Here is a 22,854-nt window from a genome sequence, read left to right as displayed (position 1 = left end):
GCCGATGGTACTGCTGGGGGGACCCGGTGGGAGAGTAGGACGCCGCCGAACAAACTTTGAGGGGAAGCCCCGCATCTTCGGATGCGGGGCTTTTCCGCGTTTCCGATGGTTGGTGAGGGCCCGGGTTTCCGGGCCCTTTTCTATTTTAGAGGCGGCCTGCTGTTTTCAGGGCCAAGTAGGCGTCTGCCAGGGCCGGGGCCAGGTCGTCCGGTGTTGCGTCCACGACCGTCACGCCGTGGCGGCGTAGTTGTTCTGAGACGCGTTGGCGTTCCGACTGGGACTGGGCTGCTGCGGCTGCTTCGTAGACGGCGTCGATGGTGCCGCGGGACTTGGACATGTCGGCCACATGAGGGTCGGCCACGGAGGCGACCAGGACGGTGTGGCGCTGGGTGAGCTGCGGGAGGACCGGGAGGAGGCCCTCCTCGACGGGGGCCGCGTCGAGGGTCGTCAGGAGGACGATCAGGGAGCGGCGGGGCGTCGTACGGAGGGCGGTGGTGGTGAGGCCGCGGGCGTCAGTTTCGAGGAGTTCGGGTTCGACGGTGGCCATGGCGTTGACCAGGGACGGGAGGAGGTCGCCCGCTGTGCGGCCCTGGACGAGGGCGCGGACTCGGCGGTCGTAGGCGAGGAGGTCCACGCGGTCGCCCGCGCGGGAGGCGAGGGCGGCCAGGAGCAGAGCGGCGTCCATGGAGGCGTCCAGGCGCGGGGCGTCTCCTACGCGGCCGGCCGAGGTCCGGCCGGTGTCGAGGACGAGGAGGATGTGCCGGTCGCGTTCGGGGCGCCAGGTGCGTAGGGCGACCATGGTCTGGCGGGCGGTGGCGCGCCAGTCGATGGAACGGGTGTCGTCGCCGGGGACGTACTCGCGCAGGCTGTCGAATTCGGTGCCTTCGCCTCGGGTGAGGACGCTGGTGCGGCCGTCGAGTTCGCGGAGGCGGGCCAGTTTCGAGGGGAGGTGCTTGCGGCTGGTGAACGGGGGGAGGACACGGACCGTCCAGGGGACCCTGTGGGTGCCTTGGCGGGTGAGGAGGCCCAGAGGGCCGTAGGAGCGGATGGTGACGCGGTCGGCGTGGTGGTCGCCGCGGCGGGTGGGGTGCAGGCGGGTGGTGGTGCGGCGGCGTTCGCCGGGCGGGATCGTGAGGCGGTGGCGGGAGGACGCGGTCTCGGTGCCGGGGAGCCAGCTGCTGGGGGGCCAGGCGTCGCGGAGCTGGGCGCGCAGGGGGCGGCGGGACGGGTTGGTGACCGTCAGGGTGACGTCCGCGGTCTCGCCGAGGCGGGCGGACGTGTCGCCGCTGCGGGACAGCGCCAGGCGGCGTGCAGGGGCTGCCAGGGCGTAGTCGCAGGCGCAGGCGAGGGCCAGGGGGGCGTTGACCGCGAGGAGCCCTGTCCAACTGGGGTCCCAGAGGCCGACGGGGAGGGAGCCCAGGGCGGCCAGGAGCGCGGCGCGTCCGGTGAGCGCCATCAGCGGGGCACGGGGACGTGGGTGAGGATCGCGTTGATGACGGAGTCGGCCGTCACGCCTTCCATCTCGGCCTCCGCGCGGAGGCCGATCCGGTGGCGCAGGGTGGGCCCGGCGAGGGCCTTGACGTCGTCCGGGATGACGTAGTCGCGGCCCATGAGCCAGGCCCATGCGCGGGACGTGGCCAGTAGGGCGGTGCTGCCGCGCGGGGAGGCGCCCAGGGAGACGGACGGCGACTCGCGGGTGGCGCGGCAGATGTCCACGACATACGCGGCGATCTCCGGGGAGACGGTGGTCTTGGCGACCGCCGCGCGGGCCGCCTCCAGGTCGGCGGCGCCCGCCACAGGACGTACGCCCGCGGCCCTGAGGTCGCGCGGATTGAAGCCTTCGGCGTGTCGGGTGAGGACGTCGATCTCGTCCTGGCGGGAGGGCAGGGGGACGGTGAGCTTGAGGAGGAAGCGGTCCAGCTGGGCTTCGGGGAGGGGGTAGGTGCCCTCGTACTCGACGGGGTTCTGGGTGGCCGCGACGAGGAACGGGTCGGGGAGGGCGCGCGGGGTGCCGTCGACCGTGACCTGGCGTTCCTCCATGGCTTCCAGGAGGGCGGACTGGGTCTTGGGGGGTGTGCGGTTGATCTCGTCCGCGAGGAGGAGGTTGGTGAAGACCGGGCCGGGCTGGAAGGAGAACTCGGCGGTGCGGGCGTCGTAGACCAGGGAGCCGGTGATGTCGCCGGGCATCAGGTCGGGGGTGAACTGGACGCGTTTGGTGTCGAGTTCGAGGGACGCGGCGAGGGTGCGGATCAGGAGGGTCTTGGCGACGCCGGGGACGCCTTCGAGCAGGACGTGGCCGCGGCACAGCAGGGCGACGACCAGGCCGGTCACGGCGGGGTCCTGACCGACCACGGCCTTGGCGATCTCGGCGCGCAGGGCTTCGAGGGAGGCGCGGGCGGTGTCCGCGTCCCCGCTCGGCCAGGCGTTGTCAGTGGTCGGGTCCATCATGGACGGCGTACCTCTCTTTCGAGGGCGTCGAGTTGGTCGGCGAGGGTGATGAGTGCTCTGTCGTCGGCGGGCGTGGGGCCGAAGAGGAGCGTGTGCAGGTCCTGCGGGTCGCCCTGGAGGCGGGCGGACAGGGCCGGGAGGAGCGCTTCGGGCGTGTGGGCCCGGGTGACGGGGAGTCCTGCGAGGGGGGCGAGGCGGGTGCGGGTCGTGGAGCGGAGAGCGGCTGCCGCGCGGTCGCGGGCGTTCGCCTTGCGGTAGAGACGGGCGCGGCCTTCGACGGTTTCGGAGGCGCGGACCGCGACGGGGAGTTTTTCCGGTACCAGGGGGCCGAGCCGGCGTGCCCGCCACAGGGCGGCCAGGGCCGCGGCGACGAAGAGTTGCAGGGTGCCCCAGAGCCAGCCGGAGGGGACCAGGTCGAAGAAGTCGCGTCCGCCGTCGTCGGGGGTGGCGGTGGTGTCGGAGAGCGAGGGGAGGTACCAGGTCAGATGGGGGTGCGAGCCGAGCAGTTGGAGGGCCAGCGAGGCGTTGCCCTGCTGGTCGAGGCGCTCGTTGAGGAGGATGTCGGGCGCGCCGAGGAGGACGGTGTCGCCGTCCCCGGACGGCTGCGGGAGGACGACGAGGGTGGCCAGGCGCTGGCTGAAGTAGCACTCGGCGGCTGCGGGGCGGGTGGTGGAGTAGCGCAGGCCACCGGTCTCGGCGGGGCCCGCGCGGACCGCGTCGGGGAGGGCGCAGCCGGGGGTGAGGGTGCTGTCGAGGCTGGTGGCGGGGTCGACGTAGACGCCGGGGGCGAGGCGTTCGGCGGAGGAGACGCCCGCGGCGACCAGGACCGTGCGCCCGCCGGAGCCGGCGGTGGCCTCCTGGAGGCGGGACTGCTGGGCGGGGGTCAGCAGGTCGGGTTCGGCGACCAGGAGGGTGGTGTCGGGGCCGGTGGCGGCGCGGGCCTCGTCGAGGGTGGTCACCACGCGCGTGGACACGCCCCGCTCGTCGAGGAGTTCGGCGAGGGCGCGGCTGCCCTGGGGGTCGGCGGAGCGCGGGTCGAGGCTGCCGTGCTGGGCGTCGGAGCGCACCAGGGCGATCGCCACGGCGCCCGCGACGAGGAGGGCGAGCGCGAGGGCGACGCCCCGTCCGCGGGTCCACAGCTGGCGCGGGGTGGGCGAGACCGAGGTGGTGGGGAGCGTGGCCTCGGTGGTCATCCGGCGGCTCCCTGGCGGGTGGTGTGGTCCGTGCTGGTGCTGGTGCTGGCGGTTGCCAGGGCTTCGGTGAGCCGGGGCTTGGCGCGGTCGAGGTCGTGGTCGAGCGCGGTGATCCGCTCGTACGGCGCCCGGGTGGCGGTACGGCCGCCGTATGTGACGTCGTCGAAGTCCCGTGCGGCGGTGCGCAGCCGGTCTGCGTGGGCGGGCAGGGTGCGGCCCGCCTCGGCGGCGGCCTCGTCGGCGGTGCGGCCGGGACGGAGGTCCAGGAGGGCGCGTTCCTCCAGGGAGCGGACGATGGCGCGCATGCGCTCCTGGACGGCCTGGTTCCAGTGGCCCTGGGCGGCGTGCGCCTCGGCGGCGGCGCGGTGCTCGGCGGCGCTGCGGGGGCGGTCGTCGAACAGGACGACGGCGGAGACGGGCTGTCGGCGGGGGGTGCCCAGGCGCCAGCAGAGGGCCGCCAGGAGTGCCACGACGACCAGGATGACGACGACGAGTCCGACGGTGCCGCCGGGAGTGGCGGCGGACGCCGAGTCGAACAGGTCGTCCAGCCACTCCCAGAACGTGTCCAGGGCGCGTTGGAACAGCCCCGGTTCGTCGTCGTGGTACATCCGCTTGGCGAGCTCGCGCTCGGCCGCCTCCCGCGCGGGGTCGCGCGGGACGGTGAGCGGTGGTGTGTCGGCGTCACGCGGCAGCGTCGGCAGCGCTGAGAACGCCGACAGCGCCGACAGCGCGGCCTGGGTCAAGGCAGATCCCCCCGCCGGAATCACCGCATCAGCTCCTGGGGGCGGCGTCGTAGCCCTGGACACCGGCGGCGCGGGCCAGGTCGAGGTCGAGGGCCTCGCGGCGGATGCGCTGGTCGATGTAGAGGAGCACGGTCACACCGGCCGTGATCGGGAAGGTGATCATGGAGCCGATCACCGAGCCGACGCCGCTGATGACGAGGAACGTCCAGCCCAGACCCGTGCCGGACTCCACGAAGGCGGTGATGCTGTCACCGTCGGCCATGGCACCGGCGAAGGCGAACGGGACCACCACGATCATGGCGATGACATTGGCGATGATCACGGCAAGCAGTTGAATCCCGAAGATCCGCCACCAGGAGCCGCGTACGAGCTTCACGGAGCGGCTCATCGCCTGGGAGATGCTCTGCTTCTCCAGCATCAAGGCGGGCGAGGCCAGGGAGAAACGGACCCACAACCACACCGAGACGACGGCCGCGCCCGGGATCAGCAGCAGGGACAGGCCGAAGACCACTCCCGCGCCGTTCGACACGGCGACCAGGACGCTGGGCAGGGTGCCGACGGCGATGATGCCGAAGGTGATCAGCACCAGCAGGAAGATCAGACCGAACAGGCGCAGCACCTGGGGGCGGGCGTCGCGCCAGGCATCCGCCGTGGTGACGGGCTTGCCGAGCACCGCGCGGCTGGTCACCGTGGTCAGCAGGGCGGTCGCGGCGACCGTGCCGATCAGGGATATCAGGAAGACGACGACGTTGGCGGTCATCGCCTCGCCCAGCGCGCGGGCGAGTTCGCCCAGCTCGGCGTCCGGGTCGTCGATCGCGGTGGTGTCCAGGAGGTCGTTCAGGAGAAAGCCCTGGAGCAGCACGATGACGATCTCGGTGAGGACCGCGACCGTCAGGGAGATGCCGAGGACCGTGCGCCAGTACGTGCGCATGGTGGAGACCGCGCCGTCGAGGATCTCGCCGACGCCGAGCGGGCGCAGCGGGATGACGCCGGGCTTCGCGGCGGGCGGGGGGCCGCCCCATGGGGTGCCCCAGCCGCCCTGGCCGGTGTTGTAGCCGCCGTGGCCGGTGCCGTAGCCGCCCGGGGCGGGGCCTCCGGGCGGGGCTCCCCAGCCGCCGGGGGCGCCAGGGGGCGGGCCCCAGCCCGGGGCCGCCGGGCCCGGCGGTGGCGGCGGGGCCTGGCCCGGCTGCTGCGCGCCTTCGGGCCCGGACCACTGCGCCGGGGGCGGCTGCTCCTTGGACCACTTCGGACCGGGGCTCTGCGGGTCCGCACCGGGCTGGTCGGCGGGCTGTTCGGGGCCGGACGCGCCGGGCGGCTGCCCGTCGGAGGGGACGCCGGACGGGACGTCGGACGGGGCAGATCCGGGCGAGGCCCAGCCCGGAGTGTCGTTCATCATCGCTCCTTCACGGTGCCCGACCGCGGTCGCGGCAAAGGGTTGGCCAACATCGTGCCATGGGGCCCTTTCCGCGTGACCGGCCGAGGTGGGACCCGGGCACCTTCACCGGGCGCCTTCAATGGTCCGCGCGGTACGGGGCAGACTGACGGCATGGCTGATCAGTACGCGCAATCCGGCGAGGACAACCGGTCCAACCGGTCCACCGGCATCCCGGTGATCCGCTGGGACGAGCCGCCCGAGGGGCCCGTCGTGGTCCTGCTGGACCAGACCAGGCTGCCCGTCGAGGAGGCCGAGCGGGTGTGCACGGACCCGCCCGCGCTGGTCGAGGCGATCCGCACGCTCGCCGTGCGCGGAGCGCCCCTGCTCGGGATCGCCGGGGCGTACGGGGTCGCGCTCGCCGCCGCGCGGGGCTTCGACGTCGACGAGGCCGCCGACGCGCTGGCGGGCGCCCGGCCCACCGCCGTGAACCTGTCCCTCGGCGTGCGGCGGGCGCTGGCCGCGCACCGGGCCGCGCTCGCCGCCACGGGCGACCCGCGGCAGGCCGCCGCAGCCACGCTGGACGCGGCCCGGCACCTGCACCGCGCCGACGCCGAGGCGAGCCGACGCATGGCCACGCACGGGCTGGCACTCCTCGACGAACTGATTCCGGGCGGCGGGCACCGTGTCCTCACCCACTGCAACACCGGCTCGCTGGTGTCTGGCGGCGAGGGCACGGCGTTCGCGGTCGCGCTCGCCGCGCACCGCGTGGGACGGCTGCGGCGGCTGTGGGTGGACGAGACCCGGCCCCTGCTCCAGGGCGCCCGGCTGACCGCGTACGAGGCGGCGCGCAGCGGGATGGCGTACACGCTGCTCACCGACAACGCGGCGGGTTCGCTGTTCGCGGCCGGGGAGGTCGACGCGGTGCTGATCGGCGCCGACCGGATCGCGGCGGACGGGTCCGTGGCGAACAAGGTGGGGAGCTATCCGCTCGCCGTGCTGGCCCGGTACCACCATGTGCCGTTCATCGTCGTGGCGCCGGTCACGACCGTGGACCTGGACACCGCCGACGGGGCGTCGATCGAGGTCGAGCAGCGGGCCGGGCACGAGGTGACCGAGATCGCGGCCCCGCAGGCGTCGGCCACCGGAGCGGCCGGGACGGGGGCCGGGGGCGTGGGCGGCAACGGGGTGCCCCTGGCACCGCTGGGGACGCAGGCGTACAACCCGGCGTTCGATGTCACGCCGCCGGAGCTGGTGACGGCGATCGTGACGGAGGAGGGTGTGGTGTCGCCGGTGACGGGGGAGGGGCTGGCGGAGCTGTGCGCGCGGGCCGGGGAGGGGGTTGCGGCGGGGTGAGGACGGAGGTGTGGACGGGGTGAGCCTCACGGGAGTGGGCCCCCTGGGCGCGCTTTCCCGAGGCGGCCCCATGGGGTGCGCTTCCCCGAGGCGGCCTCCGAGGCGCGCCCCCCTGCGATGCGCTCCCTGAGGTGCGCTGAATCGCACCTGAGGCCCCAGGAGGGGCGGGTGGCAACCGTGGGCGGTGGGACACGCGCGGCGGGTTCCTGCCGGGCCGTACCGGGCGGAAACGGCGTGTCGCGGGGGCGCGGGACCGCGCGGGAGACGGGTCCGCGGCCGGGGCCGATCTCCGCCGGTACGGACAGGGGCAGACAGTGACCGCCGAGTACGACTATGGTCACGAGGCAGTGACGTGTCTCACCTGCACCTTCGCCACCGTTATGAGAATGGGATGATGTCGTTTATGAAGGGACGAGTCCTGGTCGTCGACGACGACACCGCACTGGCCGAGATGCTCGGCATCGTGCTGCGTGGTGAAGGTTTTGAGCCGTCTTTCGTGGCCGACGGCGACAAGGCGCTGGCCGCGTTCCGGGAGACCAAACCCGATCTGGTGCTGCTCGATCTGATGCTGCCGGGGCGCGACGGGATCGAGGTGTGCCGCCTGATCAGGGCGGAATCCGGGGTCCCCATCGTCATGCTCACGGCCAAGAGCGACACCGTGGATGTCGTGGTCGGCCTGGAGTCCGGGGCCGACGACTACATCGTCAAACCGTTCAAGCCCAAGGAACTGGTCGCGCGGATCCGGGCCCGACTGCGGCGGTCCGAGGAACCCGCGCCCGAGCAGCTCGCCATCGGGGACCTGGTGATCGATGTCGCCGGGCACTCCGTGAAACGGGACGGGCAGTCCATCGCCCTGACCCCCCTGGAGTTCGACCTGCTGGTCGCGCTGGCCCGCAAGCCATGGCAGGTGTTCACCCGCGAGGTCCTGCTGGAACAGGTCTGGGGCTACCGGCACGCCGCCGACACCCGGCTGGTCAATGTGCACGTACAGCGGCTGCGCTCCAAGGTCGAGAAGGACCCCGAGCGACCCGAGATCGTGGTGACCGTCCGTGGCGTCGGCTACAAGGCCGGGCCGAGCTGACATGCCCAAGGACAGCGCCGCCCCGGCCCCCGGCAGGTCCGGGGCCCGCGCGGGGCGGCCTGTCGGCCGGACGGCACCGGGCTCCCGCTGGAGCCGCTTCCTGGAGGGCGGCCTGCTCCAGGGCGGAGTCCAGGGCAGCCCGGTCCTGAGGCTCTTCATGCGCTGGGTGCGCAGGCCACTGCTGCCCGTCATGCGGCTGTGGCGGCGCAACATCCAGCTCAAAGTCGTGGTCACCACGCTGCTGATGTCCCTGGGCGTGGTGCTGCTCCTCGGGTTCGTCGTCATCGGACAGGTGCGCAACGGGCTCCTCGACGCCAAGGTGAACGCCTCGCAGAGCCAGGCCACCGGCGGGTTCGCCGTCGCCAAACAGCGGGCCGACGAGGCCGCCGCCGCACCGGGCGACGACCCCGCCGCCGTCGGCGGACGGCCCGCGCAGAACGTCATCCAGTGGATGAGCGACCTCGTCTCCTCCCTGTCCAGCGGCGGACAAGGCGCCTTCGACGTCGTCACCCTCCCCGCGGGCGACGACAGCGGCAACGGCCGCGGACCACGCGCCTCCGGCGGCGTCGACCCCAACAAGAGCGTCCCCGAGGACCTGCGCACCCGGGTCAACACCAGCGCCGCCGCCGCGCAGAGCTACAGCCGCATCATCTACAGCGGCGTCGACAAGGAAGCCCAGCCCGCCCTCGTCATCGGCAAGGAGGTCACCGACCCCAACGGTGACCCCTACCAGCTGTACTACCTCTTCCCGCTCACCCAGGAAGAGAAGTCGCTCAGCCTGGTCAAGGGCACCCTCGCGACCGCCGGACTGTTCGTCGTCGTCCTCCTCGGCGCCATCGCCTGGCTCGTCGTACGACAGGTCGTCACACCTGTACGGATGGCCGCCGGGATCGCCGAACGGCTCTCCGCCGGGCGCCTCCAGGAACGTATGAAGGTCACCGGCGAGGACGACATCGCGCGGCTCGGCGAGGCGTTCAACAAGATGGCGCAGAACCTCCAGCTCAAGATCCAGCAACTGGAGGACCTCTCCCGGATGCAACGCCGGTTCGTGTCCGACGTGTCGCACGAACTGCGGACCCCCCTCACCACCGTACGGATGGCCGCCGACGTCATCCATGAGGCCCGCGTCGACTTCGACCCCGTCACCGCGCGGTCCGCCGAACTCCTCGCCGACCAGCTCGACCGCTTCGAGTCACTGCTGGCCGACCTGCTGGAGATCAGCCGCTTCGACGCCGGAGCCGCCGCCCTCGAAGCCGAAGCCATAGACCTGCGCGAGGTCGTGCGGCGCGTCGTCAGCGGCGCCGAACCACTCGCCGAACGCAAAGGCAGCCACATACGCGTCGTCGGCGACCAGCAGCCCGTGGTCGCCGAGGCCGACGCGCGGCGCCTGGAACGGGTACTGCGCAACCTGGTCGTCAACGCCGTCGAACACGGCGAGGGCAAGGACGTCGTCGTCAGGCTCGCCTCCGCGGGCGGCGCCGTCGCCGTCGCCGTACGCGACTACGGCGTCGGCCTCAAACCCGGCGAGGCCACCCGCGTCTTCAACCGCTTCTGGCGCGCCGACCCCGCCCGCGCCCGCACCACCGGCGGCACCGGCCTCGGCCTGTCCATCGCCCTGGAGGACGCCCGTCTGCACGGCGGCTGGCTCCAGGCATGGGGCGAACCCGGCGGCGGCTCCCAGTTCCGGCTCACCCTGCCCAGGACCGCGGACGAACCCCTGCGCGGCTCCCCGATACCCCTCGAACCCAAGGACTCCCGCCGCAACCGCGGCCCCGGCGACACCAAACTCCCGCGCGGCGGCGAGAAGACCGCCACCGTCCCGGTCCAGCCCACCGGCGAGATATCACCCCTGGCGCGCCCGGCCGCCACGCCCACCGCCGACCCGACCGCCCTCCCCGGAAACGGCTCCCGTGTGGTGCCCCGCCCCGCCACCGGAACCGGTGCACGCGCCCGGGACGAGGACACCCACAGCGACCCGGAGAGGGCCCCTGAGGGAGCGGCCCGATCCACGGGCGAACCGCGGAACGGCGACACGGCGACAGCCGTTGACGGGATGGGCGGCCCGGCACAGGCCGAGCAGCGGCAAGGGGAGGCGACACGTGGGCGGTGACCGCGAGACGGGGCCACAGGCGAGCGGTGACCGCGAGAGCGGAACAACGACCCCACCCGAGCGCGGACGGCGGTCCCGCGCGGGACGCCCCTCCGAGAACCGCCCCAGGCGCCGCCCACCAGGACGGGCGATCGCCTACGCCGCCGGAGGCGCCGTACTCCTCGCCGGATGCGCCTCCATGCCCGACAACGGCGACCTGCGCGGCGTCGAGAACACCCCGCGCCAGGACACCCAGGTCCGCGTCTTCGCCGTACCGCCACGCGACGACGCCGCGCCACCCGACATCGTCCAGGGCTTCCTGGAAGCCCTCACCAGCGACGACCCGCGCTACGAGACCGCCAAGCTGTACCTGACCCCCGAAGCCGCCCGCGACTGGCAGCCCGAGGCGTCCACCACCGTCCTCGCCGACGGACCCGCCACCACCGCCGACCCCGCGGGCGGACGCGAGGACGGCACCGAGTACTCGTTCACGCTCACCGGCACCCGCATCGCCCTCGTCGACGAACAGCAGTCCTACACACCCGTCGACGGCGACTACACCCGGCAGGTACACCTCGCCAAGGACCGCAAGACCGGACAGTGGCGCATCGACGGACTGCCCCAGGGCGTCGTCATGGGCCAGTCCGACTTCCAGCGCAACTACACCTCCGTCGACAAGTACTACTTCGCCTCCGCCACCGCGACCGGCGCACAGCCCGCCGTCGTCGCCGACCCCGTCTACATACGGCGCCGCGTCGACGCCATGACCCAGATGGTCGACTCCCTGCTGTCCGGCCCCACCACCTGGCTCGACCCGGTCGTCCGCTCCAGCTTCCCCAGCGGCACGGCCCTCAAGAAGGACGCCACCCTGGCGCCCGACGACCAGAACACCCTCACCGTCCCGCTCAACGACCGGGCCGCCGACGTCAGCCTCACCAAGTGCAACGAGATGGCCGCCCAGCTCCTGTTCACGCTGCGCACCCTCACCCCCGCCGTCGACCAGGTCGAACTCCAGTCCGGCGGCGGCCGGCTGTGCTCCCTCGACGAGGACGGCGCCGACGCCGTCGCCACGCGCGGCTCCGCCGAACAGCCCGGATACCTGTACTTCCTCGACGGCGACCACCAACTCGTCCGCATCCCCGCCAGCAGCAAGACCACCACCGCCGAAGCCGTCCCCGGCACCCTCGGCGAAGGGACCCGCGAACTGCGCTCCGTCGCCGTCGCCCGCGACGAGAACCAGGCGGCCGGCGTCGGCCTCGACGGCAAGGGCCTCTACGTCAGCTCCCTCACCCCCCAGGAACAGCCCCCCGCCCCGCTCGTCGTCAGCCAGGGCAAGACCGAGGCCGACCGGCTCACCGCGCCCAGCTGGGACCTCCACGGCGACCTGTGGATCGCCGACCGCGACCCCAAGAACGAACGGCTCCTGCTGTTCCCGGACGGCGAGGGCGACGCCATCCACGTCGCCACCCCCGGACTGGACGGCCGTATCGAATCCGTCCGGGTCGCCGCCGACGGCGTCCGTATCGCGCTCGTCGTGTCGGACGGTGAGCAGCAGTCACTGCTCATCGGGCGGATCGAACGGGAGTCCAAGCCCGGTGAGGCACCGTCCGTGACCGTGCGCGAAATGCGGTCCGCGACACCGCAGCTGTCCGAGATCACCACCATGTCCTGGGCCGGCGACAGCCGCCTCGTCGTGGTCGGACGCGAGAAGGAAGGCGTCCAGCAGATCTCCTACGTCCAGGTCGACGGCTCCTCCCCGGAGACCGCCGCGCCCGACGCCCTCACCGGCGTGGAGACCATCGCCGCGTCCGAGGACGAGCATCTGCCGCTCGTGGCGTACTCCGAGGACGGCATCGTGCGGATGGGCAGCGCGGCGCAGTGGCAGAAGGTCGTCACGGAGGGGGCCTCACCGGTTTATCCGGGGTGAGGTGACGCGGTCTACCTGATGTCCCTCTGTTGGCTGGGGGCTCCAGGGGGCTTTCTGGGGGCCGTCTGGGCGCGCTCTGGGGTCTCCCGCTGGGGTTGATTCGGTGCGTCGGACCCGGGGGCGTCCGGTGGGGATTCGGGGCCGTGGCTGGGTTGTGGCGACGGTGTGTGGGGTTCGCCCGTCTTAGTTATCCACAGGGGGTTATCCACAGGGGTGGCGGTGTCCTTTCCCGGACCGGCACAGTGATCTCCATGCGGGGGTGGTGGCAGGACCTGACCGACCTGGTGTTGCCGGCCGAGTGCGGAGGCTGCGGAGCGCCACGGGCGGTGCTGTGCGGGCGGTGCCGTACGGCGCTCGGCGCAGGCGTGCCGCGCCGGGTGCGGCCGATGCCGGAGCCGTCCGGGCTGCCGGCGGTGTACGCGGCGGCACGGTACGAGGACGAGGTGCGGGCGGCGCTGCTGGCGCACAAGGAGCGGGGTGCGCTGGGGCTGGCGGGGCCGTTGGGGGAGGCGGTGGCGGGGGCGGTGCGGGTGGGTGTGGGGGTGGGTGTGGGGGGTGGGGAGGGGAGGGGAGGGGAGGGGAGGGGGCCCCACACCCCCCGCTCCTCCTCGTCCCCCTCCCCTCCTCCCGCCCCACCACCCGAGCCCGTGGCCACGACCCCGCCCGCCGGATCGCGTTCGCCGCGGCCGGAGTGTTGCGGCGGCGTGGAGTGGCGGCGCGGGTGGCGGCGGTGTTGCGGCAGCGGCGGCCGGTGGCCGATCAGGCGGGGCTGGGGGCTGCCGCGCGGTGGGCGAATCTCGCGGGGGCGCTGACGGTGGCGCGGGGCGCGGAGGGGCTGCTGGATGGCCGGATCGTGCTGGTGGACGACCTGATGACGACGGGTGCGTCGCTGGCTGAGGCGGCTCGGGCGGTGCGGGAGGCGTTGGGGGCAAGGGCCGTCCGGACCGGAACCGGGGGCATGAGGGCGGGTGTGGGCGGGAAGCGGAATGGGCAAGGAAGGCCGGTAAGGAAACAAGGCGGAGAGGTGATCTGTGCGGCCGTCGTCGCGGCGCCGCCCGATTCTTTCGAAATGAAGTAGGAACTGTCTGCAAAGTTGCATCGTTGCAGGTAGTGAGAGGGTCAATTCACTGGAACGGGGGTACGCGGCAGTAGAGGGTGACGACATCCGTCCGGGCGAGATATGTTCGGTTGTGAGAGAAAGCCGCAGGCCGTCCCTCGCATATCCGAATGCCGTGCTGCGGGTTTTCTGCAATGACCCGGGGCCGGCGGGCTGGAGATCCCGCCCATGGGGGAGGAGGAGGTGGAAGTCACCGAGTCCGAGGTTCCGGGGCCTCCCGGGATCTGGTGCACAAGGGAGATGCTCCGCCACCGAAGCGGAGCGATCCGGGAACGGAGTTCTGCGTGGACATCGTCGTCAAGGGCCGCAAGACCGAGGTGCCCGAGCGGTTCCGCAAGCACGTGGCCGAGAAGCTGAAGCTGGAGAAGATCCAGAAGCTCGACGGCAAGGTGATCAGCCTCGACGTCGAGGTGTCCAAGGAGCCCAACCCGCGACAGGCCGAGCGCAGCGACCGGGTGGAGATCACGCTCCGCTCCCGCGGCCCGGTGATCCGGGCGGAGGCCGCGGCCAGTGACCCGTACGCCGCGCTGGACCTCGCGGCGGAGAAGCTGGACGCCCGGCTGCGCAGGGAGCACGACAAGCGCCACACGCGCCGGGGGGTCCGCCGGCTGACGGCGGCGGAGGTGCCGGACCATGTTCCGGACGCCGCGACGCTCAACGGCAATGACATCACCTTCGAGGCGGACGAGCCCGAGGTGCCCACGAAGAAGTTCGGCTCGCTCGAAGTGAAGGGCGACGGCCCGCTCGTGGTCCGCGAGAAGACGCACGTCGCTTCCCCGATGTCCCTCGACCAGGCGCTCTACGAGATGGAGCTGGTCGGGCACGACTTCTATCTGTTCGTCGACTCCGAGACGAAGGAGCCCAGCGTCGTCTACCGGCGGCACGCCTATGACTACGGCGTGATCCATCTGCGTACGGACACCATGGTCACCCAGGCGCCGTCGCCCGACGCGGGTGGCTCGCTGGGTGGTTGATCCTCCCGGACGGCAGTGAGGCCGGTGCCCCTGGAGTGCGTGTGCGCCCCCAGGGGCACCGGTGCGACCGGTTGGCGCCCCGTTCTGTGACCGCGGTGTCGTCCGGGCATGAAATCATGGCCGCATCGGCTCAACAGGTGGGCCGTTGCCTTGGGTTGGCGATGGCACAGGACCACAGGCCACAGCCTTCAGGGGGAGGAACGATGGCGGACAGCTTCGGACCGATGCAGGCGGCGGGTGCCGCCCATGAGGGCATCGCGGAGGAGGACCCGGACACGGGCGCGTCCCGCAAGGAGCCGATCCGCGTCCTGGTCGTCGACGATCACGCTCTCTTCCGGCGCGGTCTGGAGATCGTGCTCGCGGCCGAGGAGGACATCCAGGTCGTCGGTGAGGCAGGGGACGGCGCCGAGGCGGTCGACAAGGCGGCCGATCTGCTGCCCGACATCGTGCTGATGGATGTCCGGATGCCCAAGCGCGGCGGTATCGAGGCGTGTACCTCCATCAAGGAGGTGGCCCCCAGCGCCAAGATCATCATGCTGACCATAAGCGATGAGGAAGCCGATCTCTACGACGCGATCAAGGCGGGCGCGACGGGCTATCTGCTCAAGGAGATCTCCACGGACGAGGTGGCCACGGCGATCCGGGCGGTGGCCGACGGCCAGTCCCAGATCAGCCCGTCCATGGCGTCCAAGCTGCTCACCGAGTTCAAGTCGATGATCCAGCGCACCGACGAGCGCCGGCTGGTGCCCGCGCCGCGGCTGACCGACCGCGAGCTGGAGGTGCTGAAGCTGGTGGCCACGGGGATGAACAACCGGGACATCGCCAAGGAGCTCTTCATCTCCGAGAACACCGTGAAGAACCATGTGCGCAACATCCTGGAGAAGCTCCAGCTGCACTCCAGGATGGAAGCGGTGGTGTACGCGATGCGGGAGAAGATCCTTGAGATCCGCTGACGCGGGTCGATGCCGGTGTCGGTGCTGATACCGGCGCTGATACCGGTCCTGATACCGGGACTGGTGTCGGGGCTGTCGCCGGTGGTCAGGCCAGGAGCCGGGCCAGTTCGCCGATGAGGGCGTCGCGCAGTTCCGGCGCCTCCACGCGTTCCACCCGTACGTCTGTGCAGTTCACCCAGCTCGCCGCCTCGACCAGGGCCTGGGCGACGCCGGGGACGGCCTTGGGGCCGTCGAGGCTGGTCTGCCGGGCGACCAGGGTGGTGCCTTCACGGGCCGGGTCGACGCGTCCGATGAGCGCGCCGCCGGACAGTACGGGCATCGCGAAGTAGCCGTGAATCCGCTTCTGCTTGGGGACGTACGCCTCCAGCCGGTGGGTGAAGCCGAAGATCCGCTCCGTGCGCGCCCGCTCCCAGATCAGGGAGTCGAACGGGGACAGCAGCGTCGTACGGTGCCGTCCGCGCGGGGCGGTCTCCAGGGCCGCCGGGTCCGCCCAGGCCGGTTTGGTCCAGCCCGCGACGGTCACCGGGACCAGGCCGGAGTCGGCGATCACCGCGTCGACCTGCTCGGCCTTGAGCCGGTGGTAGTCGGCGATGTCCGCGCGGGTGCCCACTCCCAGGGCCTCTCCGGCGAGCCGGACCAGACGGCGCAGGCACTCCGTGTCGTCGAGGTCGTCGTGCAGCAGTTCCTGCGGGATGGCGCGCTCGGCCAGGTCGTACAGGCGCTTCCAGCCGCGGCGCTCGACGCAGACCACTTCGCCGTACATGAGGGCGCGCTCCACGGCGACCTTGGCGCCGGACCAGTCCCACCAGTCGCTGGTGCGTTTGGCGCCGCCCAGCTCCGTCGCGGTGAGGGGGCCTTCCGCCTGGAGCTGTTTGATCACCTGCTCGTAGGTGCCGTCCGGGAGTTGGTGGTTCCAGTGCGGCCGGTCGCGGTAGGCGCGGCGGCGGAACGCGAAGTGCGGCCACTCCTCGATGGGCAGGATGCAGGCCGCGTGGGACCAGTACTCGAAGGCGTGGGTGTCCTTCCAGTACGCCTGATCCACCGTTCTGCGGCCTACCGGGCCCAGGCGGGCGTAGGGCACGAGTTCATGGGAGCGGGCCAGGACGGAGATCGTGTCGAGCTGGACCGCGCCGAGGTGGCGCAGGGTGCCGCGGACGCCGGCCCGGCGGTCGGGGGAGCCGAGGAAGCCCTGTGCGCGCAGCACGATTCGGCGGGCCTCTGCCGCGGACAGCTCTGCGAAGGGGCGCGGGAAGGTCATGTCCCGCACGATAGTCGGTGGGTCTGACAACGCGGTCTGAGCTGGGGTTTTGCTGTTCGCGGTGGGCGGGGTCAGGTGCGGGGGGCGGGGAGGTAGGGCGCGGTGGAGGGCAGGCCCAGGTCGGAGGGGAGCAGGGAGCCGATCCAGCAGTCGCGGCGGACCCCGTTGTTGTTCATGCCGGAGCGCAGGACGCCCTCGATGGTGAAGCCGGTCTTCTCGGCGACCGCGCGGGAGGCGTGGTTGCCGACCTCGGCGCGCCATTCGACGCGGTCGATGCGTGCGTGGACGAAGGCCCAGCGGACGGTGGTGAGGGCGGCCTCGGTGGTGTAGCCGCGGCCACGGTGGTCCTTCGCGGCCCAGTAGCCGATCTCGCCGACGCCGAGGGAGCGCATGGTGATGCCGAGCATGCCGATGAGGTCGCCTTCGGGGAGGAAGGCGCCGAAGGTGAACATGGAGCCCGCGGTCCAGCCCTCGGGGGAGGTCTGCGTGGTGAAGCTCTCGGCGTGTTCGGGCAGGTAGGGGGAGGGGATCGTGGTCCAGCGCTGGATCTCGGGGTCCTGGCAGGCGGCGTACACGGCGGCGGTGTCGTCCGGGGTGACCGCGCGCAGCCGCAGCCGGTCGGTGCTGAGGGTGACGGGTTCCATTGGCAGATTCTGCGCGGGGCGGTGGAACGGGCGCCATCTCTTTGCGGTGAGTGATCATCTGATCACGATTTGCGAAATTGGTTGCCCGGATGCGGCACCATCCGTGAGCGTCGGCCGTTGTGCCCTGTGAACGGGTGGATCGCCGGCCGATCGTGAGTGCTGCCGGGCCGGGTCGTGGCGGTGTTCGTGCCCCGTGTCACCTGCGGAAGTGAAGACGGTGGACGCTGTCGTTTCTGCGGGCCTCCCGGTGTGGGCGGGTCCTCGCATACGATGGCCGTTGCTCCGTCATGTCCCATGGAAACCGACCGTCCCAGGCCCGACCGGCAAGGAGACCAACCCCCGTGTCCGTCCTCTCGAAGATCATGCGTGCAGGCGAAGGCAAGATCCTGCGCAAGCTGCACCGCATCGCGGACCAGGTCAACTCCATCGAAGAGGACTTCGCCGACCTCTCCGACGCCGAGCTGCGGGCCCTCACCGATGAGTACAAGCAGCGCTACATCGACGGTGAGACCCTGGACGACCTGCTGCCCGAGGCGTTCGCCACCGTCCGTGAGGCCGCCAAGCGCGTCCTCGGCCAGCGCCACTACGACGTGCAGATCATGGGCGGTGCCGCCCTGCACCTCGGCTATGTGGCCGAGATGAAGACCGGTGAGGGCAAGACCCTGGTCGGCACCCTGCCGACGTATCTGAACGCGCTGTCCGGTGACGGTGTGCACCTGATCACGGTCAACGACTACCTGGCCGAGCGCGACTCCGAGATGATGGGCCGCGTCCACAAGTTCCTCGGTCTGTCCGTGGGCTGCATCCTCGCCAACATGACCCCGGCCCAGCGCCGTGAGCAGTACGGCTGCGACATCACGTACGGCACGAACAACGAGTTCGGGTTCGACTATCTGCGCGACAACATGGCCTGGTCGAAGGACGAACTCGTCCAGCGCGGCCACAATTTCGCGGTGGTCGACGAGGTCGACTCCATCCTCGTCGACGAGGCCCGTACGCCGCTGATCATCTCCGGCCCCGCCGACCAGGCCACCAAGTGGTACGGCGACTTCGCCAAGCTGGTGCGCCGCCTCAAGCGCGGCGAGGCGGGCCAGCCCCTGAAGGGCCTCGAGGAGACCGGCGACTACGACGTCGACGAGAAGAAGCGCACGGTCGCCATCCATGAGTCCGGCGTCGGCAAGGTCGAGGACTGGCTGGGCATCGACAACCTGTACGAGTCGGTGAACACCCCGCTCGTGGGCTATCTGAACAACGCCATCAAGGCGAAGGAACTGTTCAAGAAGGACAAGGACTACGTCGTCATCGACGGCGAGGTCATGATCGTCGACGAGCACACCGGCCGTATCCTCGCAGGCCGCCGCTACAACGAGGGCATGCACCAGGCGATCGAGGCGAAGGAGGAGGTGCCGATCAAGGACGAGAACCAGACGCTCGCCACGATCACCCTCCAGAACTTCTTCCGCCTCTACGGCAAGCTCTCCGGCATGACCGGTACGGCGATGACCGAGGCCGCCGAGTTCCACCAGATCTACAAGCTCGGCGTGGTCCCCATCCCGACCAACAAGCCGATGGTCCGCAAGGACCAGTCCGACCTGATCTACCGCACCGAGGTCGCCAAGTTCGACGCGGTGGTCGACGACATCGCCGAGAAGCACGAGAAGGGCCAGCCGATCCTGGTCGGCACCACCTCGGTCGAGAAGTCCGAGTACCTCTCCCAGCAGCTGTCCAAGCGCGGTATCCAGCACGAGGTCCTCAACGCCAAGCAGCACGACCGGGAGGCGACGATCGTCGCCCAGGCCGGCCGCAAGGGCGCGGTGACCGTGGCGACCAACATGGCCGGCCGTGGTACGGACATCAAGCTCGGCGGCAACCCCGACGATCTCGCCGAGGCCGAGCTGCGCCAGCGCGGCCTGGACCCCGAGGAGCACATCGAGGAGTGGGCCGCCGCCCTGCCGGACGCCCTGGAGCGGGCCGAGGCGGCGGTGCGGGCCGAGTTCGAGGAGGTCAAGGACCTCGGCGGGCTGTATGTGCTGGGCACCGAGCGGCATGAGTCGCGCCGGATCGACAACCAGCTGCGAGGTCGTTCCGGCCGTCAGGGCGACCCCGGCGAGTCCCGGTTCTACCTCTCCCTCGGCGACGACCTGATGCGGCTGTTCAAGGCGCAGATGGTCGAGCGCGTGATGTCCATGGCCAATGTGCCGGACGATGTGCCGATCGAGAACAAGATGGTCACCCGCGCCATCGCGTCCGCCCAGTCGCAGGTCGAGCAGCAGAACTTCGAGACCCGTAAGAACGTCCTGAAGTACGACGAGGTCCTCAACCGGCAGCGTGAGGTCATCTACGGCGAGCGCCGCCGCGTCCTGGAGGGCGAGGACCTGCATGAGCAGGTCCGGCACTTCATGGACGACACCATCGACGCCTATGTCGGCGCCGAGACCGCCGAGGGCTTCGCCGAGGACTGGGACCTGGACCGGTTGTGGGGCGCCTTCAAGCAGCTCTACCCGGTGAAGGTCACCGTCGAGGAGCTGGAGGACGAGGCTGGGGACCGGGCCGGGCTGACCGCCGAGTTCATCGCCGACTCCATCAAGGACGACATCACCCAGCAGTACGAGGCGCGTGAGGAGCAGCTCGGCTCCGAGATCATGCGTGAGCTGGAGCGCCGGGTGGTGCTCAGTGTGCTGGACCGCAAGTGGCGTGAGCACCTCTACGAGATGGACTACCTCCAGGAGGGCATCGGTCTGCGCGCGATGGCGCAGAAGGACCCCCTGGTGGAGTACCAGCGGGAGGGCTTCGACATGTTCACCGCCATGATGGAGGGCATCAAGGAGGAGTCCGTCGGCTATCTGTTCAACCTGGAGGTCCAGGTCGAGCAGCAGGTCGAGGAGGTCCCCGTCAAGGACGCCAAGCCGAGCCTGGACAAGCAGGACGCGGTTCCCGCGCAGGCGGGCGCGCGTCCCGAGATCCGCGCCAAGGGGCTGGACGCCCCGCAGCGGCGGAACCTGCACTTCTCCGCGCCCACCGTGGACGGCGAGGGCGGCACCATCGAGGGCGACTTCGCCGACGACGAGCCGGTGCGCTCCGAGGCCGACGGGCTGACCCGCGCGGAGCGGCGCAAGCAGGCGCGGGGCGGGCGGCGCCGTAAGAAGTGACCTGGTGGCGTCGGTCTTCGGGCCGGTGACGCCGGTGATGCTCGGGTAGCAGTGCGGCGTGGGTCGGTGCCGTGGCTGGAGGGCCGGTCTCCTCGGTGGGGGCCGGCCCTTCGGTGTGCGGGTGGGCGGGTCAGGGCGCGGGGGCCGTGGGGGTGAGGTCGATCACCGGTCCAGGTCCAGGTTCCGGGTCCGGTTCTGGCTCCGGTCGCGGTGGTCGTGGCGGGGCGGAAGGCCCAGGTCCACGGCGGTGCAGCGCCAGCGCCGGTCGGGTCCCTGTTCCAGGCGGAACGCCATCGCGTGCAGACGGTCGCCCGCGCCGATCCGGGCGAAGACCTCGATGGCGCCGGGACGGGCCTCGTACCAGCCGATCTCCCGCAGGACGGGGCTGGTGGTGCCGGGGGTGCGCAGCGGGCCGCGTTCGGCCAGCCAGGCCAGTTCGTCGTAGGCGCGGCCGGAAGTGAGGCCGAGCATGTAGTGGACGGGGCGTCGGCCGCTGAGGACGGCCAGGAGGCGTTCCGCGAAGGGTTCGGTGGGCAGGGCGGGGCGCGGGGCGGGGAGGGGCGTACGGGGCGCGGGGACCGTGGTGGCGGTGGTCTCGGTGGTCGTCGTGGGCGGGGGCGTCGCCGCGCGGGCCGTGTCCGGGCCCCTGCTCGGGCGTCGTACGCCGGGGAAGCGGGGTGGGGCGCCGCCGGGGCGGCGGGAGTCGCGGCGGCCCGGCGGGCGGGTGCGGGGCGGGTACGGGCTCTCGGCCTGGGGCTGCCGCTGGGCCGGTGCCTGAGCCCGTCCCGGTGCCTGTCCCGGTGCCTGTCCCGGGCCCTGTTCGCGTGACTGGTGGTGGGGGCGGCGGGCCTCTGCCCTGGTCATGACCTTGTGCATGGTGATCCCCGTTCGGCCGGCCCGGATTTCTACCGGGCGGTAACTTCCTGTTGGGGATCTTGTACGGACGGGGTCGGAGGCGGCAAGGGGGCCCCATAGGGGTGGTGGGCCGTGAAGGTATTCACCCCTCCGGGTGATCGTGGCGGCGTTCTGGCTGGTGGGAGAGGGGTGGGGGGTGAATTTCGGGGCGCCGGACTGACGTCCGTGAGCGGGTGGGCACAGACTCGAAAGGGGACCCCCGGACGTATCCTGAAGGCCGTCCCGGTGGCTTCCCCAGGCATTCGCCGGGGCGTTGCGAGCCCTCCCGACCACGAAAGCGGCCAGCCATGCGTGTCTACGTCCCCCTGACCCTCCCCGGTCTCGCCGAGGCGTACAAGACGGGTGAGCTGGGGACCGGCTCGCTCGTCGCGTACGCGGTGACGCCCGGCTTGCGCGAGTGGTACCTCTCCGACGACATCGAGGAACTGGAGTACGCGGCGCTGAGCCGTGCGGCGCTGGCCTCGCTGCGGCTGATCGCGGCCGACCCGGACGCCGTACGGCGGCGGGTGGTGGTCGCGGTGGACGTGCCGGACGGGACGGCGGTCGCCGACCCCGACCGGGGGCTCGATCCGGCCGTGCTGGGCGAGGTGCGGATCGCGGGCGGGGTGGCGCTGGGCAAGGCGGCGGCCGTGCACGTCGACGCCGGGGACGCGGTGGCCGATGTGGCCGCTGCGGCGGAGGCGCTGGCGGCGGCGGACGCCGGGGACGACGACGCGCAGTTCGTGGTGGACGGGGCCGAGGACCATGAGCTGCTGTGGTTCGCGACGCAGGAGATTCCCCAGCTGGTGGGGTCGGGGGAGTAGCGCTCCGGTCGGTGAGGGCGCCGTTGAGCTGGGGTTCTCCTGATTGTCAGTGGCGGGGGGTACGTTTTCTGGCATGGGGATGCAGACAGGGGCGCACATCGTCTGGGACTGGAACGGCACGCTGTTCCATGACAATGACGCGATCATCGGGGCGACGAACGCGGCCTTCGCCGAGCTGGGGATGGACCCGATCACGATGGAGCAGTACCGGGCGCTGTACTGCGTGCCGGTGCCGAAGTTCTACGAGCGGCTGCTCGGGCGGTTGCCGACCGAGTCGGAGTGGTCGGTCATGGACGACACCTTCCACCGCCACTACACCGAGCACCGGGTCGGCTGCGGGCTCACCGACGGTGTGGCGGAGCTGCTGGTCGGGTGGGCGTCGGAGGGACGCAGCCAGTCGATCCTGAGCATGTACGGCCATGCCGAACTGGTGCCGCTGGTACGCGGGTTCGGGATCGAGGAACACTTCATAAGAGTGGACGGACGCACCGGGCCGTCCGGGGGCAGCAAGGCCGAGCACATGGTGCGGCATCTCGCCGCCCTCGGCGGTGTGCAGCCGGGACGCACGGTGGTGATCGGGGACGCCGCCGACGACGCGGTGGCGGCACGGCACGCGGGAGCGCGGGCCGTGCTCTACACCGGGGGGTCGCACAGCCGGGCCAGCCTGGAGGAGACGGGCGCGCCGGTGGTGGATTCGCTGGCGGAGGCGGTCGCGGAGGCCGGGCGGCTGGCGGCGGCCTAGGGGGTGTCTGATGGATCTCCGTGGCGTCGCGACGCCCGGCACGCACTCTCGCCGCACCGGACAAAAGCCCTAGTAGCTCCGCTACGAGGG

The 22,854-nt window shown here is 71.6% G+C and carries 18 protein-coding genes; 10 read left to right on the top strand and 8 right to left on the bottom strand.

Annotated elements, in window-relative coordinates; all coding sequences use genetic code 11:
• Positions 1-145 precede the first annotated feature (145 nt).
• From AB0D49_RS41195 to AB0D49_RS41175, 5 genes are read right to left on the bottom strand one after another with little or no spacing between them, the layout of a single operon-like run.
• Entirely contained in the window at positions 146-1,456 is a 1,311-nt protein-coding gene (locus tag AB0D49_RS41195) for a DUF58 domain-containing protein (protein ID WP_362769219.1), read from the bottom strand.
• A complete protein-coding gene (locus AB0D49_RS41190) occupies positions 1,456-2,448 on the bottom strand; it encodes a MoxR family ATPase (RefSeq protein WP_362769215.1) in 993 nt (330 codons plus the stop codon). The genes AB0D49_RS41195 and AB0D49_RS41190 overlap by 1 nt, the downstream gene beginning before the upstream one ends.
• A complete protein-coding gene (locus AB0D49_RS41185) occupies positions 2,445-3,641 on the bottom strand; it encodes a DUF4350 domain-containing protein (RefSeq protein WP_362769213.1) in 1,197 nt (398 codons plus the stop codon). Before AB0D49_RS41185 ends, AB0D49_RS41190 begins: the two co-directional genes overlap by 4 nt.
• Positions 3,638-4,369: a DUF4129 domain-containing protein gene (locus AB0D49_RS41180; RefSeq protein WP_362769225.1), complete on the bottom strand. Its 732-nt coding sequence runs from the start codon at positions 4,367-4,369 to the stop codon at positions 3,638-3,640. The genes AB0D49_RS41185 and AB0D49_RS41180 overlap by 4 nt, the downstream gene beginning before the upstream one ends.
• 43 nt (positions 4,370-4,412) lie before the next feature.
• Complete coding sequence (locus tag AB0D49_RS41175; protein WP_362769210.1) at positions 4,413-5,777, bottom strand: hypothetical protein; 1,365 nt, start codon at positions 5,775-5,777, stop codon at positions 4,413-4,415.
• Positions 5,778-5,930: 153 nt separating this feature from the next.
• On the opposite strand from AB0D49_RS41175, the gene mtnA reads away from it, so the two are divergent.
• The 7 genes from mtnA to AB0D49_RS41140 all read left to right on the top strand — a co-directional run bounded on the left by mtnA (position 5,931) and on the right by AB0D49_RS41140 (position 15,253).
• Complete coding sequence (gene mtnA, locus AB0D49_RS41170) at positions 5,931-7,112, top strand: S-methyl-5-thioribose-1-phosphate isomerase (RefSeq protein ID WP_362769207.1); 1,182 nt, start codon at positions 5,931-5,933, stop codon at positions 7,110-7,112.
• Between the two features lie 391 nt (positions 7,113-7,503).
• Positions 7,504-8,193, top strand: a complete 690-nt coding sequence (gene mtrA, locus AB0D49_RS41165; RefSeq protein WP_015659998.1) for a two-component system response regulator MtrA — start codon at positions 7,504-7,506, stop codon at positions 8,191-8,193.
• A gap of 1 nt (position 8,194) precedes the next feature.
• A complete protein-coding gene (mtrB, locus tag AB0D49_RS41160) occupies positions 8,195-10,303 on the top strand; it encodes an MtrAB system histidine kinase MtrB (RefSeq protein ID WP_362769204.1) in 2,109 nt (702 codons plus the stop codon).
• A 178-nt stretch (positions 10,304-10,481) separates the two neighbouring features.
• Positions 10,482-12,209, top strand: a complete 1,728-nt coding sequence (locus tag AB0D49_RS41155; protein WP_362769222.1) for an LpqB family beta-propeller domain-containing protein — start codon at positions 10,482-10,484, stop codon at positions 12,207-12,209.
• A gap of 721 nt (positions 12,210-12,930) precedes the next feature.
• Positions 12,931-13,287, top strand: a complete 357-nt coding sequence (locus AB0D49_RS41150; RefSeq protein WP_362769201.1) for a hypothetical protein — start codon at positions 12,931-12,933, stop codon at positions 13,285-13,287.
• 266 nt (positions 13,288-13,553) lie between these two features.
• Positions 13,554-14,300: a ribosome-associated translation inhibitor RaiA gene (raiA, locus tag AB0D49_RS41145; RefSeq protein ID WP_362769199.1), complete on the top strand. Its 747-nt coding sequence runs from the start codon at positions 13,554-13,556 to the stop codon at positions 14,298-14,300.
• Positions 14,301-14,503: 203 nt separating this feature from the next.
• Positions 14,504-15,253, top strand: coding sequence for a response regulator transcription factor (locus tag AB0D49_RS41140; protein WP_362769196.1), 750 nt, complete (start codon positions 14,504-14,506; stop codon positions 15,251-15,253).
• Positions 15,254-15,338: 85 nt separating this feature from the next.
• Here the strand turns inward: AB0D49_RS41140 and AB0D49_RS41135 are convergent, their stop codons facing one another.
• Positions 15,339-16,511, bottom strand: a complete 1,173-nt coding sequence (locus AB0D49_RS41135) for a crosslink repair DNA glycosylase YcaQ family protein (RefSeq protein WP_362769193.1) — start codon at positions 16,509-16,511, stop codon at positions 15,339-15,341.
• Positions 16,512-16,582: 71 nt separating this feature from the next.
• Positions 16,583-17,155: a GNAT family N-acetyltransferase gene (locus AB0D49_RS41130; protein WP_362769190.1), complete on the bottom strand. Its 573-nt coding sequence runs from the start codon at positions 17,153-17,155 to the stop codon at positions 16,583-16,585.
• Between the two features lie 341 nt (positions 17,156-17,496).
• Here AB0D49_RS41130 and secA point away from each other — a divergent pair, with 341 nt between their 5' ends.
• Positions 17,497-20,304, top strand: a complete 2,808-nt coding sequence (secA, locus tag AB0D49_RS41125) for a preprotein translocase subunit SecA (RefSeq protein WP_362769188.1) — start codon at positions 17,497-17,499, stop codon at positions 20,302-20,304.
• 162 nt (positions 20,305-20,466) lie between these two features.
• Here secA and AB0D49_RS41120 read toward each other — a convergent pair whose 3' ends face one another.
• The gene (locus AB0D49_RS41120; protein WP_362769185.1) at positions 20,467-21,168 is read right to left on the bottom strand and encodes an Rv3235 family protein; all 702 of its coding nucleotides are present in this window, start codon (positions 21,166-21,168) and stop codon (positions 20,467-20,469) included.
• Positions 21,169-21,506: 338 nt separating this feature from the next.
• Here AB0D49_RS41120 and AB0D49_RS41115 point away from each other — a divergent pair, with 338 nt between their 5' ends.
• Positions 21,507-22,022 carry a hypothetical protein gene (locus AB0D49_RS41115; protein ID WP_362769182.1) on the top strand — a complete coding sequence of 172 codons (516 nt, stop codon included), beginning with the start codon at positions 21,507-21,509 and terminating at the stop codon, positions 22,020-22,022.
• Between the two features lie 73 nt (positions 22,023-22,095).
• Positions 22,096-22,764, top strand: coding sequence for an HAD family hydrolase (locus tag AB0D49_RS41110; RefSeq protein ID WP_362769179.1), 669 nt, complete (start codon positions 22,096-22,098; stop codon positions 22,762-22,764).
• The last annotated feature ends 90 nt before the right edge of the window (positions 22,765-22,854 follow it).

Origin of the sequence: Streptomyces sp. NPDC048290 (assembly GCF_040652095.1) — a bacterium.
In the GTDB taxonomy this organism is placed as follows: Bacteria; Actinomycetota; Actinomycetes; order Streptomycetales; family Streptomycetaceae; genus Streptomyces.
This window is presented reverse-complemented; position numbering and strand designations above follow the sequence as displayed.